Below are 15247 nucleotides of genomic sequence, written 5' to 3'. Positions count from 1 at the left end.
AGAAAACTTGCAGTATTAATCTGAATATCTGTTAGTAGTTCTCAAACGATTATTGGATCACGATAAAATTATTTTCTAAACTAGTAGAAAAAAATAAGTATTTCACTAACTTTCATACTCTCTTTTTATCTCCCCCAAGAGAACTGAGCGACTGAACCATGATCACTACTTTCTAAGTAAATCTGGTAATCCCCTCATCCTCATCAATTTCTTTTAAGTGATCAATTAAAACACTACTTCTATGAGAAGGATACGGCCTGTTTTCATACTTCTGACACTCCTAGTTACCATTAATGCATGTACATCTGACTCCCCAATTCAGTACGAATTCACATCTTCTGTTAATCCTGAAACTTCAGGAAAAATAGATCCGCAGAGTGGAACTTATGACTCAGGGGAAACTATAACAATCACCGCTATTCCCAATAAAGGATTTGAGTTTAAGAAGTGGCAGGGTGACCTAAGCGGAAATGTGAACCCGTATTCATTTAAAATATCCACTGACCTTAACGTAGAAGCTGTATTTGAAAGGAGTGATTCAGACCAGGACGGGGTTCCCGATGATAACGATCAATGTCCTGACACTCCAACCGGCCAGGGAGTGGATGGATATGGCTGTTCAGTTGAACAAAAAGATTCAGACAATGATGGTGTTACAGATAACCAAGATCTATGTCCGGAAACTCCATTCGATGAAATGGTTGATGATAATGGATGTTCAATTAGTCAGTTGGATAGCGATGAAGACGGAGTTAAAGATTTATTAGATCAGTGTCCAGGAACTCCGTCTGGAGAAAATGTTGATGACAATGGCTGTTCTTCTTCTCAAAAAGATTCAGATGGTGATGGTATTGATGACGCAAATGATCAATGTCAAAATACCCCAGAAGGAGAAGAAGTTGATGAAAGCGGATGTTCGGAAAGTCAAGTGGATTCAGATGGCGACACATTAACAGACGACCTTGATCAATGTCCTAATACCCCATCAGATGAATCAATAGATGAGAATGGTTGTTCTCCTAGTCAGAAAGACACTGACAGTGATGGTATCACCGATGATAAAGATCTATGCCCAAATACAGAAGAAGGAGCATTCGTAAATAGCAGTGGATGTTCAGAATCACAACTCGATACAGATGGGGATGGTGTTAATGATGGCATCGACGATTGTCCAAATACCCCAAGTGCTGAAGAGGTCAATGAAAATGGTTGTAGTTCAAGTCAGTTAGATTCAGACCAAGATGGAGTTATGGATAATACTGATGAATGTCCCGGTACACCTGGTGGAGAGACCGTAAACTCTGTTGGTTGTTCAGCATCTCAATCAGATTCAGATATGGATGGTGTAGTGGATAGTAATGACAATTGTAATAACACACCGCAAGGAGAAACAGTAGATCAAAACGGTTGCTCCGACAGTCAGAAAGACTCTGATGGGGACGGTGTCACAAATGACCAGGATCTCTGCCCAAACACAACTTCTGGGCAATCTATTGATAGTAATGGATGTTCACCGGCTCAACTTGATACTGATGGAGATGGAGTGTCTAACGACAGCGATTTATGTCCTGGAACCCCTTCTAATTCAAACGTGGATACTGATGGATGCGCAGATAGTCAGAAAGATTCTGATCAAGACGGAGTTAATGATGAGATGGATATCTGTCCAGATACAGTTCCTGGAGAAGCAGTGGATAATCAAGGATGCTCAGACAATCAAAGAGATACGGATTCAGATGGAATATTGGATATTAATGATAAATGTCCTGAGACACCTAGCGGAGAATCTGTGGACACAAATGGATGTTCAACATCTCAAAAAACCTTCGTACCTGATGACGTTTTCGAAGCTAAATTAATCGAATTAGGATACGATGATGTCCTCGATGACTATGTCATAAGATCAAATATAAGCTCGCTAAATACATTGGAAATTACAGATATTAATTTGGCAAGAAACCCAATCGATTTTACTGGCATTGAAGATTTTGAATCTTTACAGAATTTTGTAGTCAGTGATTATGATATTACAAACTTAGATTTAAGTAACAATATTGATTTAAGAACTGTAACATTCGAATTTGTAGATATATCTACGACTATACTATTATCAAGTATGCCAAATTTAGAGACTGTGAGATTTTGGAATATTGGAGGCAATGAAAGTGTCAGTATAACTAATAATCCGTCTTTAACCAATTTTTCTCAGGAGGATGCCAATTATGAAATATTAACAATTTCCGACAATCCAATTTTGGGCGATTTATATATTGAAGATAGTTCTCTATTACGATTTATCTCGAATAATAATGACGCGATGAGAGCTATTCAATTTAACACCTCCCGGAGTTCTACGATGGAGGTAAGGGATAATGACATTCTTGAAGTTCTAAGCACGGATTTGGGTATGCAGATCCAGGAAATAGAACTACAAGGAAATCCCTTACTCACATCAATATACTTGGGTAATAATTCATTGACATCACTCGATCTATCTGATATACCAAATCTGCAAGCACTATATATTAACAGTAATCAACTTAATTCATTAGATGTCTCAAATAATACTAAGCTCATCACATTGGATGCTCGATCAAATTTATTTTCGTGTGTTAAAGTTAATCAAGATCAACTCGACGGTATACCTTCGGGTTGGCAAGTAGACGGAGGGGTGACTTATGCTTTAGATTGTCCATAAACTTATTTCCATGTAAAAACAACATTGAAAACCCATAAATTCCATTGTGCTGGCATCATATGGTTTGGTTTTTAGATAATTTCCCTAAAGTATTGACATAGATGATACTCAAAAAAAACACTAATCATAGTATATTCTGGCCTACATTCCTAGACCAATTGCATGCATGATAGGTGAAAGTATATCCATTATAGGAAAATGCTGTGTATTTCATTGAAAGTTAATAGACTTGACCTTCTTGGCTTATAGAATCCGAGAAACCTTATTCACCAGACTGTAACTCAAGCTATTTATTAGCCAGCAAGAACTTCTCTATACTCTCTATTATTTCAGTAGGTAACTTTTGTATTTCCTGTTGGGAGACACGAATATTATTTATCCGAATATAGTTATTAACTATGTTCATTTTATCGCCGGATTTTATGGCGAGGTCAATGAATGCCTTAAGAGCGTTCGCATTTCGATTTATTCCACAAAGACTGTCTCATAACTCTTTCTTCTTATCAACTTCGAAATCTTTCAATACAAACCGAATAATTTTGCTTCTATCCGCGCTAATATTTTCTTGGAATGTGCCACTGAAAAACAGCTCTTTCCTATACATTACTCTCAAAGAGAAAAACATCCATTTAACCCCAAGAGAGAGAAAATGAAAAAAGAAGATTTATTAGGAAAAGAACTGAGCAACTTATACGCCATAGCCAAACAGGTAAATAACTATTTTAACGATAGTGATATCAGTTTCCTGTCGGAGAAATTCCAGCAGACCCTGATGGACTACGTCCGCTTCAGCTGTACCAACGAGGAGCAGGCTTCGGCCATGCTAAGGAAAATTGAAGTTAATCCCGGGAATACTGTCGACAGCATCGTGAATGAAATAACGGAGAATTTAACCGAGATCAGCAGGGAAGACTACGAGAGCGATGAAGTGAAAGAACTGAGTTACCTGATGTCGCTTAACCGGCTGATGGAATACCACTGCTCCAACCTGGACAATTTACAGTATCTCATCAGAGTGGTTTACAAGTCGCCCCAGGAAAAGGAGCTGGCTACTGTCTGATTTCACTTTAAAGGTAATTGGTTAAACCTGGGACACTTAAAATGTAACTGATACATTGCCGGGTATTTAACGCAATATTTTTTCGGTGAAGGGTCTATTTTTCTGATATAAAGAGACTCAGCCTCTATACATCGGGCTTTTTAAACCCAGAACGATAAGTTTACATTTTACAGAGTTTTCTTACCAATTTAAAGGAAAAGAAACCTGTATGAAGATGTTACTTACATTTATCCGGAAAGAATTTACTAAAGAGAACCTGGTCGCGGGCATTACATGTCTGATCCTTTCAATCACGATGTTCCTGCTGATGTCTATGAGTAACGGATAACCAGGAAAATTACAGTTATTGTATGATATCCATTCGTTTTTTTATGTATCCCATCCCTGTTTCTACAGCTGATGCTTTATATTTTCCCCAGTATTAAAACATAAAGAAACAATGGGAAAATCGTTACCACTATCTATAGCATCGACCCTTGTAAAAGGGAGAAAATATAAATTAGCACTTGTCGGACTTCAATTCGCGTACCTGGGTTACCAGGTCTTGAAGAAACGCAGGAAGAAAAGAACGGCTGCAGATCGCTCTGTCAGTAAATCCAAATGAAATATAAACCCCGCCTTAAAGCGGGGTTTTTTATTGATACTTAAGGAAGTTACTCTCCTATACTAGCTCTGTTTCGATAATTTGAGCATTACCACTTCTCCTGTGTTCAGGGTCAGTTGCAGAAATACCAGATTTGCGGAAGTCTGGACCGAAGAAAGGTCTATCCTCACCGTTCCTTTTCCTTGCCACTGTTTCCTGGACAACTGGGTCACCTGCCCATATACATCAGTCACTGTAACAGATTTCACCGTGGATTTACCGGATGCCAGTTCAACCTCCACCTGGTCCACAAAGGGATTAGGATAGACAGAAACAACGGTAGCTTCGTCCCCGCTGACCACCGAGGGGTCATCACCTGGTCCGCTGCCCGATGGGTTATCCTGGAATTCCCGGTTCACTTTTCCATTCCACCCGATATCATCAAATATGGACAATACAACAGACCCGGGATGATCGTAAGCTAATCCCCTGGACAGAAATGGAACCATTAAACCCTCGGTTCCCCGGGCGTAGGTTACAAAATCCAGGTGGGAATAACTGGATCCCGGAAGCCAGGTATCCGTAAACCCCGGGATATCTCCAAAAATATCAGAGTCTAATACAGTAAACATCTTAGCCCCCTTGCCATTGGTCGCTATCTTAATCCGGGGCCCTTTGGCGGTGAGGGGACCACCAAGGAGTACATCCCCCAAAGCTGTAGTGTTATTTCCGTAGCGATTCTCTTTCAGGATGGATTTTCCATCCGGGGAATTAGCCAGGCGGTCATAGATAGCGGGATACACCGGGTTCGGAATTCCGAATCCATAACTCCCGACACCAGTATTATTGTCTACCGTCATAGATCCAAAGAATCCTAATCCATGACCCAGTTCGTGTAGAACTACGGTCCTGAAATCAAAATCACCGGCAGGAGTCTGCCCGTCGGTTCCGTAGTACCAGTTTGGGAAGACGGTACTGAAATTGGCTACGATATCGTATGCTGATGGATCCAGATCTGCTCCTACAAGTTTATCCGCCAGGGCATTTCCATACCAACTGTCCCGTTCCAAACCCTCCGCATTCGCGTAGATACGGGTAGGACCTGCAGAGCCCAAAACTCCGGGACCCAGTTGCCGGAATACGGCAGCCACATAGATAGGGACATCCGAATCAATATTCTGTGCCCAGATATCGACGGCTGATTGAAAAGCCGTAGCCGCCTGGATAAACTGGTTAAAAGGAAAAGCCGGATCAAATAAATAAAAATCCACAAAGATCTCTGCCCCTCCGCGGGATTTATGGGATTTCCCCGGTTTAAGGGTCTTCCCGTTTACTTTCATGCCGCTCTTTTTCACACCTGCATTATAGTGTTGGAAGGAAGCCTGGTCATCTGCATGGATCTCGCAGAAAATATCACCTTTACTATCCAGGGTCAGCTGGCTAACTGGGCCATCCATTTCCTGGACCAGTTGCGCACTGAGGGTAGCAGTAAATAAAATAAGTGAGAGGGTAAAAAAATTTCTGGTAAGGGGGATTCCGAGCGTAATTTTCAAATTCATACGATGGTGGTTTATTAGGTTCAGAGAATAAGATAAGAAGGAAATGAAAATTTTCCGGGAAAGAGAGGTCCGTGGGGCTGTGGAATCGATTTATGGCAGAAATATTCGATGAATAACAGGGGGGGCAGTTCGAGGTTCGAGGTTTGAAGTTTGAGGCCTGCCTTCGGCTGTTCGCTGTTTGCTGTTCGCAGTTTGCAAGGTTTACCTAAACTCAGGATGCCTGTGTTGTCGTTCGCAGCTTGTCCCCTTTGTCACCCCCTTTGTCACTTTGTTCGCAGCTTGTCCCCATTGTCCCCATTGTCATCCGCTTTGTCACTTTGTAACAGCTTGTCCCCTTTGTCACCCCTTTTGTCACTTTGTAACCCGCCCGTACCGGACGGTACGTTCCTGCCCGACTACATCATTCCATCCTGGACTTTGTCCGGTCTGGCAGGCAGGCGGGTGGGCTATGTACCTATGTACCTTTAAACAAGCATAAAATCCTCCTTCAAAATCTTCCCGAGATAGAATAGCAGTTCATCTGCATTCTCCTTACTGAAAACCAATGGAGGTTTGATCTTTAGCACATTATGATCCGGGCCATCTATGCTCATCAGGATCCCGTGTTCTTTCATCCTGTTTACCAGGTAAGTGGCCTGTTCCGGTAATGGCTGAAGATCTGTGGTTACCAATTCTATTCCCAAGAAAAGTCCTTGTCCCCGTACATCCCCGATCACCGGGTGATTGGCGGCAAGCTTCTTTAATTCGGTTTTCAGGTACTCTCCTACCTGCAGGGCGTTCTGCTGTAATCCTTCATCCTTAACTATTCGCAGTACCTCAGCGCCTATTGCACAGGAAACCGGGTTCCCCCCGAAAGTATTGAAGAATTCCATCCCATTCGCAAAGGCCTCGGCCACTTCGCGGGTACAGGCTACCACCGCCAGCGGGTGACCATTCCCAAGGGGTTTTCCCATGGTGACGATATCCGGAACCACATCGTGCAGCTGGAAGCCCCAAAACGTTTTCCCCATCCGGCCAAGGCCTACCTGCACCTCGTCAGAAATGCAGAGTCCGCCTGCCTGTCTAACATGACCGTAAGCCTGCTTTAAAAATCCCTCCGGCAGCTCTACCTGTCCCCCGCAACTGATGATAGGTTCTATGATAAATGCTGCAGGCCTGCGACCCTCTTTTTCCAGCTTCCCAATAATTTGTTTCACCTCCTCCGCATAAGCAGTTCCACTGTCTGCACCCCGGTATTTTCCACGGAAGGCATCGGGAATAGGAAAGATATGGGTGTGTTCAGGGGCCCCGGATCCACCTTTCCCGTCAAACTTATACGAGCTGATCTCCGCGCAGGCATTGGTGTTCCCGTGGTATCCCACCTCGGAGGCAATGATGTCTTTATGCCCCGTGGCAGTCTTGACCATCCGTAATGCCAGTTCATTGGCCTCGCTGCCCGAGTTCACAAAATGGAGCACGCTGAGTTCGGGAGGTAAGGTAGCCAGCAAGGCTTCCGCGTATGCGGTTATATTCTTGTGCAGGTAGCGCGAATTAGTATTCAGCAAAGCCATCTGCGCCTGGCCGGCCCGGACAACATCAGGGTGCTCGTGCCCTACATGGGCTACGTTATTCACGGTATCCAGGTATTTTCTCCCGAACTGGTCCAGCATAAAAACACCGGCTCCACGAACCATCCGTATGGGTTCCTTGTATTGCAGGCTCATCCCTTTCCCCAGGTATTGCTGCCGTTGCAGGCGGAGTTCCTGGTCCGAGACAACCTCCAGAGGTTCCAGCTCCTTTGCCTTGAACAATAAATTAGGATCCGGGCAGATACTGCTCCAGACCGGGAGCTGCCGGTAATAGGTTACCCCCGGGAAGTCGGTTTCATAGTGAAGCATAGACAACATCAGCTGGAAATGCAGGTGGGGTGCCCAGTTGCCATTCTCCGGGTAATTGCCCAGCGGAGCGATCTCCTCCCCCGCCCGGATCTTATCGCCCGGTTTGTGACGGGTAGCCCCCGCAACCGTCAGGTGGCCATGAAGGGTATAAAAGATCATTCCTGCTTCATGGTGCTTAAGGATCACGAGTCCGCCGTATTCCTTTTCCCCCGCATCGTTCACGGCTGTAACCACTTCGCCATCCCAGAGGGTATGGACAGGAGTACCGGCCGGCAACCAGAAGTCGATCCCCAGGTGGATGGTCCTGTTCTCCCTCCCGTAGTTGCCCAGTTTATCATAAGCCCCGGATGTATACAGTGGCCTGGGTTCCAGGTAGCCCCCCGCAGGGATGGTGCCGGGGTATTCCTTTTGTAGTTGTTCTATTTTAAACTGGAACCAGTCCAGGTTATTAAAATCTTGCTGATGCCCGATCCAGGAACTGGACACGCTCAGATCCAGTCTATGCACCCGGCTGGCCTTCACAGTTGGAAAAAGTTGATTAAGGTCTATATCCTGCCGCTCTGCCCAGGATTTAAACTGTTCTTCCAAAGGATGAGGGGAATAGCCGCAGGCTTCCCTGAAAGAATACAGTGCAAAATCAGGATTAATGTCCCGCCACTTTTCCAAGAGGTCCCAGGCGGGGGCCTCGCTCACCTGCAGGTATTCATTAGCGGGTTCCTCTTTTTTATTGATAGCGCTCTTGGTCACCGAAATGACCAGTCGCATTGCAATGGCGGTATAAAGGTGTTCTAATTCTTTTTCCTGTAAGGGAGAAGATTCGTGATAACCCCGGACCAGGGGAAGCGCTGCATCCAGCGGATCAGGGTGGTGCATGATGGCATAGGCACAGGCCACTGCCAGGTTATTGATCAGCTGGGTATAAACGGCATCCCCGAAATCGATGATGGCAACCACCTCGGGCTGCAGCAGGTCCCCGGAAACCAGGATGTTATTGTCGTTGGCATCGTTGTGGATCACCCCTTTTTCTAGATGATCATAAGATTCTTTATGATGGAGGAACCTGTCCTGGAAATAAGTTATGATCTCCAATTGCTTCCCTGGAAACAATGCCCGGTATTCCAGGGTCCATTCCCCCTGGGCAATATCCCAGTGCAGGTCCCGGTGAGCCCTGGGGTGATCAAAGTGCTGTAGTGCATTGGTCAGAAGGCCGACTTGATTCCCGAGACTATGCAGAAGTGTTCCAGGGTGCGGATTCACTTTACTCCATAACCGTCCCGGGATCCAGCTTAGCAGTCGGACCTTTCTCTCCTTTCCCTGGGCGTCCCTGATATGGGAAAGTGTATTCCCCTCCCGGTCCCGCAGGATCCTGGGAGCATTAAGGTCAGGTTCATTCTCTTCGAGGTAGAGAAGTATTTGCTGTTGAAAATCCAGGTATTCCGGGTTCTCCCCGGGGCGGGAGATCTTTAAAAGGTATTTATCTCCTCCGGGGGTTGCGATCCTGAAATTGAAATCGATCTCTCCCGGCATTGGTTGAGCCGTACCGTTGATATTAAAGAGGTCGGAGGCAATTTTGGCAGCTTCCGCAGGAGAGATCCTGATCTGTTCGTATTGGGTTTTCATGTGGCTATACCAGGGTTGTTCAGCTACCAAAATAAGATTATTAATCTGAAGCATAAAAGGTAAAATCCCCCTGCTTTCATTTTGCTGGAACAGGTGATGGTCTGCCAAAAAACAATCAGTCCGAAATTATGGATATCCGGTACTAAGAAGACTGCCGGTCACACCTATGGCTATTTGACTTCGAGGAAAGAAGCATGCACTTCCTTTTATAATAAAAAGTTATTTTTACGGCTGACCGATTCCCCCATAATGTTTCACTTATGAGCAGGACCCCTGAAAGGCAAGTAGGTTTTGATATTATACAAGCTTTGCCTAAATCCGATTTTGAGAACATCGCATTCCTGGCCGCCAATAATTGCCAGGTATCTAGCGCGAGGATCTTTCTGGCAGACTCGGAGGTCAATAATTTCTGCGAATGCGGAAACTCCCAAGACCAAAGTGAGAGTTATGGACAACCGGTCTTCCAATTCTTGCTTTCCCGTATGGAAGGCGAATTCTATCAAACCAACGAAAGGGATATCCTGAAAGAAATTTTTGGAGATAAATATGAAATACCAGGAGAAATCGGTTACCTGGCAGCTTTACCCTTCGCTACCGAATTTCCAAATCTTAAAGGTATTCTTTGCCTGATCAATACCCAGCCCAGGAGTTTAAACAAATCTGAAGAGAGTGCTTTCAGAATGCTAGGAGATCAGTGTACCCGTATAATTGAACATACCCGCCTGAAACGCAATTTTCAAAAGATACAGGAGCGGTTAGATGTGGCTACCAGTTTGGGACATCTTGGGTATTGGGAATTAGACCTGGATACCTATCATCTGGAATGGTCTGCGGAGATCAGTCAAATGATGGAATTGACGGCTGCACCTGATCTTGCAGGTTATGAAGATTTTGCCCGTTTAGTTGTACCAGGTGATCGAGCCGTTTTTGAGAAAGAAATAGCCTTAATTTTAAATGGGGAAAAAGATACACTTGATCTGAAGCACCAGGTTAAACTCCCGAACGGAAACATTAAATGGCTGCACCAGCGGGGTCATCTTGTAAAGAGCAAAGATAATAAGGCCTTAGTTTTCCGCGGAACTACCCAGGATATAACCGATACGGAATTAAGAGAGCAGAGCATAAAGCATCATCTGGATTTCATCGAGACTACTCTTAACAATATTCCTCTCGGGATCATCGTAAACAGGATAAGTGATGGCAGGGTAACTTATTTGAATCCTAACTTCACAACCATCCTAGGATGGAAATTAGAGGAGGTGGGTGATATCGGCGATGTCATAAAGAAGTGCGTACCGGACCCGGAACTGAGGAAGAAATATTATCAAAAAATTGAAGAGTACCTCGGGAGCGGTCGCGACGGTATACTGGCATGGAAAGAGATAGAGGCATACACCAAGACAAATGAACGACTTGTAGTTAACATTAATACAATCCCATTATTTGATCAGGACCTCGTAATCTCTACGGTGGTTGACGAGTCTGAAGCCTATAATAACAAAGCAGCCCTTCGTGATATCAACGAACGATATGATTATGTTTCACAGGCAACATGGGATACCATATATGATTGGGACATTGAAAATAATGCCCTGTACTGGAGTGATAATTTCGCTGAAAACCTTGGGTATACCGATCATGTAGACCCAAATATTAATTTCTCTGAATGGTCCTCCCGATTACATCCCGAAGATAATGACAGGGTGCAGGAAAGCTTAGAGCAAGCCTTGCAGGGAAAAGCATTGAATTGGAATAGTTACTACCGGTTTAAACATGCAGATGGACATTACCTGAGATTGCAGGACCGTGGTTTTATTATCCGGGACCCGTCCGGGAAAGCGGTGAGGATGGTTGGAGCCATGCAGGATGTAACCGAGGAATACGAGAAGGAAAGGCGGCTTGAACTTTATGCTTCGGCCATCAAGAACACTAAAGACGCCATCCTGATCACTGAAGTTAAGCCAGAGATCTCACCTGCGGACTACCCTATTGTTTTTGCGAATACAGCATATGAAAAGCTCAGTGGGTACAAGTTGAAAGAACTCAAGGGACAAACCCCGCGCATTTTACATGGCCCCCGAACGGACACTTCAGTCATCCGGGAGGCCTTAAAAGTATTGGAGAATGATAAGCCAATGGACGTAGATATCGTCAACTACAGTAAAGATGGCGAGCCTTATTATGTGAATCTCTCAATTTCCCCTGTGGTTGACGATGATAATCATATTACTCATTATATTTCCATACAGCGCGAGATAAGCTTTCGGAAAGCGGAACAGGTAAACCGGGATCTGGTTCAGCAGGTCTCTCATATCTTTTCTCGTTCTCTGAGTGTTGGGGACACCTTGGATTTAGTGACCGAAGCCGTTGGCAGGACCGTAAATGCTGAAGTTACCGAAATGTGGCTCTTTGGAGACTACAACCAGCAATTGGAGCTTGTATCGGGTTATGCAATTAATGACAAATTCAGCTCCTTTTATAAAGACGTATCAACTGTAGACCTGGCTAAAGATGATGCACTATATGCCAGTATCTACCAACAGGTTTCAAATATTTATGTTAGGGGTATCGGAGCTGAAGATTCGGGCTTTACAAGGTACCGCCAGGCTAAAGAACTAGGACTTGATGTAGCATACGGAATTCCTTTGCTTGCTGAAAAGAAAATTATTGGTGTACTGGTAGTATTTAATATCAAAGCAAACAGTTCATCTGAAGATCTGATGGATCGCCGTCTACAGGATATGCCCTATTACCTGGGATCGGAAATCCGTCGCAAAAAGCTGCTGGACCAGTTGGAACTTATTTTTGCCTCGGTGCCCGATCTGATCTGCACCGCTGATTCTTCGGGTTATATTAAAAAAATCAACCAGTCTGTTACTGAGAATTTCGGATACGAGATCTCTGAGGTCATAGGCAGGCATTTTACGGAATTTGTATACCCGGAAGACCTTGAAAAATCAGTGGAAGAATTTAAACGGGTAGTTGTCGGGGATGCCACACCTTATTTTGAAATTCGGTATATGACCAAGGCCGGTGAGCCTCGTTGGCTTGCCTGGAGTATTAATGTTCCTGACAAAGGAGGTGATATTTTCTGTGTGGCTAAGGACATTACGGATAAAAAATCCATCGAGAAAGAATTATTGCTGCTGAACAAGGAATTGTATGAAAAAAACAGCCAATTAGCAGCATCTAACACGGAATTAGAACACTTTGCTTATGTGGCATCTCATGATCTCCAGGAACCGTTGAGAATGATCGGAAGTTTTCTAACCCAATTAGATAAAAAATATAAACCCCAGCTGGACGAACGAGCCCAGACCTATATCAATTTCGCGGTGGATGGAGCTAAGCGGATGCGAACCATTATACAAGACCTGCTTGATTATTCCAGAGTCGGGCAGTTCGAGGAGGCCAAGGAGGAATTCCCGGTTCAGGAAGTCATTGACGAGATCCAGATCCTGTACAAGAATTTACTGGAAGAAAAGGAGGCAACCCTGGTTATCCCGGAACCTCTGCCCACGGTTTATACAGTCCGAGTGTTATTGTCACAGGTAATCCAGAACCTTATTGATAACAGTTTAAAATACAGTAAGGAAGAAGTGCCGCCTGTGATAACACTTCGCTGGAAGGACTCAGATACACATTGGATCTTTGAAGTAACCGATAATGGGATCGGGATAGAACAGGAATTTCGTGAAAAGATCTTTATTATCTTCCAACGCCTTCAGACCAAAAAGATCCAGGGTTCAGGGATGGGATTGGCAATCACGAAAAAAATTGTGGAAAAATTAGGAGGCACTATAATGGTAGAGAGCGAAGTTGGGCAGGGAAGTACGTTCCTGTTTAGTATTCGTAAGAAATAAATACACTAGATTCCGGGCTCCCAGTATTCAGTAGCAGCTTCGAGAAGCTCTGCAGCTTTGGTTTCTGTCAGGGGTTTGGATACAAACTCCTGGACCAGGGGATAATTTTTCGCCTTATCCTTATCCAGTTTATCAATAGAGGACGTCACAAGAACAATGTAAGTTTTTGAGGTAAGGGAGAGCGCTTCCAGTTCCTGCAAAACATCCCAGCCCGATTTTCCAGGCATATTGATATCCAGAAAGACCAGGAAGAAAAAATCTTCTGAATTGCGCTGAGAAATGTAATCGAGAGCAACACAGGGCTCTGAAAATGTTGTAGGATTAGGCAGGCTGGCTTTGCCACAGATCCTTTTATGCAGGTAACATATAACCTTATCATCATCTATGATGAGTGTTTCCGCGGTCATCTGCTCGTAATTTCCTGCGACATTTCTGCCTTATTTACAATTGTGCGGATAATATCATCCAATTCCCTGGCGGAATTTTCTATTTGTTCGTGGCAAAATTTCAGTTCCTCAGGATCATCCGCATTTTGTACGTCCTTCAGCACATCCAACAACCCCATCATACGGGATAAGGGTGCACGCAATTTGTGTGACTGGATCCATGCTATCTCGCGCAATAATTCGTTCTGATTTTGGATGGCCTCGGTATGTTTGAGGGATTTGGTGATATCATTCACGGTAACAATCCGGGCATATAGTCCATCATATTCCATTTCATTACCGTGTACTTCTACGGTAATGAGGGAACCATCTTTCTTCATATGAGTATAAACCCCATATCCGTAGGTGCGTCGTGTATTCTTAATGATCTCGATATTCTCCTGTAAGGTCATTCGCTCTTCCGGGGGGCGCAACCCAAACAAGTCCAGGCCCAGGAATTCCTCTTCGGTATACCCATAATGACGTACCGCAGCTTCATTCACATCCAGTATACGCAGGCTGTCCAGCTCATATACCCACATAGGCTGGGGACTCAAATGAAAAAGATCATTGTAGCGTTTCTCAGAAGATTTAAGGTCCAGGTAATATTTTTTTCGCTCAATATTATGGATGATATTCTTGTAAAGAGACAAGGCGGAAAGTTCGTCTTTCAGGATATAATCAGACACTCCCAGCTGCAATGCCTTTACACTGAATGCAATGTTATTCACTCCTGTTAATGCTACAACAGGTATTTGGGGTGCAAGTTCGAGAATTCTGACTACAAGCTCTTCCCCCTGGAGGTCAGGTAAGGTAAGATCCAGTAAGATAAGGTCAAAGGTCTTGGAGGATTGGAGAACAGTACGTGCCTGCTGGTATGTCTCTACTTTGTGAAGAAGTACGTGGCTAAAACATTCTTCCAGGTAATCTTCTATAAGAACTGCATCCCCCAGGTTATCTTCAATGATCAGTAAACGGTAGCTGTTCTTATCCTTAAGCATATTTCTTTACGGGTAAGGTAGCTACAGAATTCCAGAAATACTGGATCTGGGTTACGACATGATTGAGATCCTCAAATATAAAATCCTTGACCACATAGGCATTAACGCCATTGGTATAGGCCTGTACAATATCGTTCTCAGCTGTAGAGGTGGTTAGTATGACCACGGGAATTGCCCTGTATTCCGATGTTTTAATAGCCTTAAGCACTTCGTGCCCGTTCATTCGCGGAATATTAATATCAAGAAGGATCAGGTCCGGACTCTCTGCTTCCGCATATCGATTTCTTTTAAAAACATAGTCCAGAGCTGACTGCCCATCCCTGACAATTTTTAGGTCTATTTCAGAATCATTCTCAAACAAAGCCTCCTGGGTGAGCAGGATATCACCTTCATTGTCTTCAACCAATAAGATCTTCATATTTTCCATTCGTTTGGGGGGATGTGGGGAACGTCAGAATGAAATAATCTTCTACTTTACCCTATTATAACAATTTATTTTTCAAAAAATTATCGTTAAAATGAACATAAAAGGGCGCAAAGAAAGTTAACCTGTTGTAATAA

9 protein-coding genes are annotated in these 15247 nt (G+C 44.0%); 4 read left to right on the top strand and 5 right to left on the bottom strand.

What is annotated here, in order from left to right:
• The first annotated feature begins 241 nt into the window (after nucleotides 1-241).
• From CLV82_RS12420 to CLV82_RS14775, 3 genes are all read left to right on the top strand, one after another.
• Nucleotides 242-2698 carry a thrombospondin type 3 repeat-containing protein gene (locus CLV82_RS12420; protein ID WP_133644675.1) on the top strand — a complete coding sequence of 819 codons (2457 nt, stop codon included), beginning with the start codon at nucleotides 242-244 and terminating at the stop codon, nucleotides 2696-2698.
• A 649-nt stretch (nucleotides 2699-3347) separates the two neighbouring features.
• Complete coding sequence (locus CLV82_RS12415) at nucleotides 3348-3758, top strand: hypothetical protein (RefSeq protein ID WP_133644674.1); 411 nt, start codon at nucleotides 3348-3350, stop codon at nucleotides 3756-3758.
• A gap of 439 nt (nucleotides 3759-4197) precedes the next feature.
• Entirely contained in the window at nucleotides 4198-4362 is a 165-nt protein-coding gene (locus CLV82_RS14775) for a hypothetical protein (RefSeq protein WP_166636714.1), read from the top strand.
• A gap of 62 nt (nucleotides 4363-4424) precedes the next feature.
• On the opposite strand, the gene CLV82_RS12410 is transcribed toward CLV82_RS14775, so the two are convergent.
• Together CLV82_RS12410 and CLV82_RS12405 are read right to left on the bottom strand one after the other, a co-directional pair.
• A complete protein-coding gene (locus CLV82_RS12410) occupies nucleotides 4425-5900 on the bottom strand; it encodes a zinc-dependent metalloprotease (RefSeq protein WP_133644673.1) in 1476 nt (491 codons plus the stop codon).
• Nucleotides 5901-6364: 464 nt separating this feature from the next.
• The gene (locus CLV82_RS12405) at nucleotides 6365-9397 is read right to left on the bottom strand and encodes an aminotransferase class III-fold pyridoxal phosphate-dependent enzyme (RefSeq protein ID WP_133644672.1); all 3033 of its coding nucleotides are present in this window, start codon (nucleotides 9395-9397) and stop codon (nucleotides 6365-6367) included.
• A gap of 260 nt (nucleotides 9398-9657) precedes the next feature.
• Between CLV82_RS12405 and CLV82_RS12400 the strand changes: the two genes are divergently transcribed.
• Nucleotides 9658-13260, top strand: a complete 3603-nt coding sequence (locus tag CLV82_RS12400; protein ID WP_133644671.1) for a PAS domain-containing sensor histidine kinase — start codon at nucleotides 9658-9660, stop codon at nucleotides 13258-13260.
• A 5-nt stretch (nucleotides 13261-13265) separates the two neighbouring features.
• Here the strand turns inward: CLV82_RS12400 and CLV82_RS12395 are convergent, their stop codons facing one another.
• From CLV82_RS12395 to CLV82_RS12385, 3 genes are read right to left on the bottom strand one after another with little or no spacing between them, the layout of a single operon-like run.
• The gene (locus CLV82_RS12395; RefSeq protein ID WP_133644670.1) at nucleotides 13266-13667 is read right to left on the bottom strand and encodes a response regulator; all 402 of its coding nucleotides are present in this window, start codon (nucleotides 13665-13667) and stop codon (nucleotides 13266-13268) included.
• Nucleotides 13664-14686: a PAS domain S-box protein gene (locus CLV82_RS12390; RefSeq protein WP_133644669.1), complete on the bottom strand. Its 1023-nt coding sequence runs from the start codon at nucleotides 14684-14686 to the stop codon at nucleotides 13664-13666. Before CLV82_RS12390 ends, CLV82_RS12395 begins: the two co-directional genes overlap by 4 nt.
• Nucleotides 14679-15104 carry a response regulator gene (locus tag CLV82_RS12385; protein ID WP_243744214.1) on the bottom strand — a complete coding sequence of 142 codons (426 nt, stop codon included), beginning with the start codon at nucleotides 15102-15104 and terminating at the stop codon, nucleotides 14679-14681. The genes CLV82_RS12390 and CLV82_RS12385 overlap by 8 nt, the downstream gene beginning before the upstream one ends.
• Nucleotides 15105-15247 lie beyond the last annotated feature (143 nt).

The sequence above is a fragment of the Zeaxanthinibacter enoshimensis genome (genome assembly GCF_004362865.1).
In the GTDB taxonomy this organism is placed as follows: Bacteria; Bacteroidota; Bacteroidia; order Flavobacteriales; family Flavobacteriaceae; genus Zeaxanthinibacter; species Zeaxanthinibacter enoshimensis.
This window is presented reverse-complemented; position numbering and strand designations above follow the sequence as displayed.

What these genes read in the sequence shown, in the direction of transcription:
- CLV82_RS12385 (WP_243744214.1), bottom strand. Translation starts at nt 15,104, where the DNA reads ATGAAGATCTTATTGGTTGAAGACAATGAAGGTGATATCCTGCTCACC.
- CLV82_RS12415 (WP_133644674.1), top strand. Translation starts at nt 3,348, where the DNA reads ATGAAAAAAGAAGATTTATTAGGAAAAGAACTGAGCAACTTATACGCC.
- CLV82_RS12395 (WP_133644670.1), bottom strand. Translation starts at nt 13,667, where the DNA reads ATGACCGCGGAAACACTCATCATAGATGATGATAAGGTTATATGTTAC.
- CLV82_RS12400 (WP_133644671.1), top strand. Translation starts at nt 9,658, where the DNA reads ATGAGCAGGACCCCTGAAAGGCAAGTAGGTTTTGATATTATACAAGCT.
- CLV82_RS14775 (WP_166636714.1), top strand. Translation starts at nt 4,198, where the DNA reads ATGGGAAAATCGTTACCACTATCTATAGCATCGACCCTTGTAAAAGGG.
- CLV82_RS12420 (WP_133644675.1), top strand. Translation starts at nt 242, where the DNA reads ATGAGAAGGATACGGCCTGTTTTCATACTTCTGACACTCCTAGTTACC.
- CLV82_RS12405 (WP_133644672.1), bottom strand. Translation starts at nt 9,397, where the DNA reads ATGAAAACCCAATACGAACAGATCAGGATCTCTCCTGCGGAAGCTGCC.
- CLV82_RS12390 (WP_133644669.1), bottom strand. Translation starts at nt 14,686, where the DNA reads ATGCTTAAGGATAAGAACAGCTACCGTTTACTGATCATTGAAGATAAC.
- CLV82_RS12410 (WP_133644673.1), bottom strand. Translation starts at nt 5,900, where the DNA reads ATGAATTTGAAAATTACGCTCGGAATCCCCCTTACCAGAAATTTTTTT.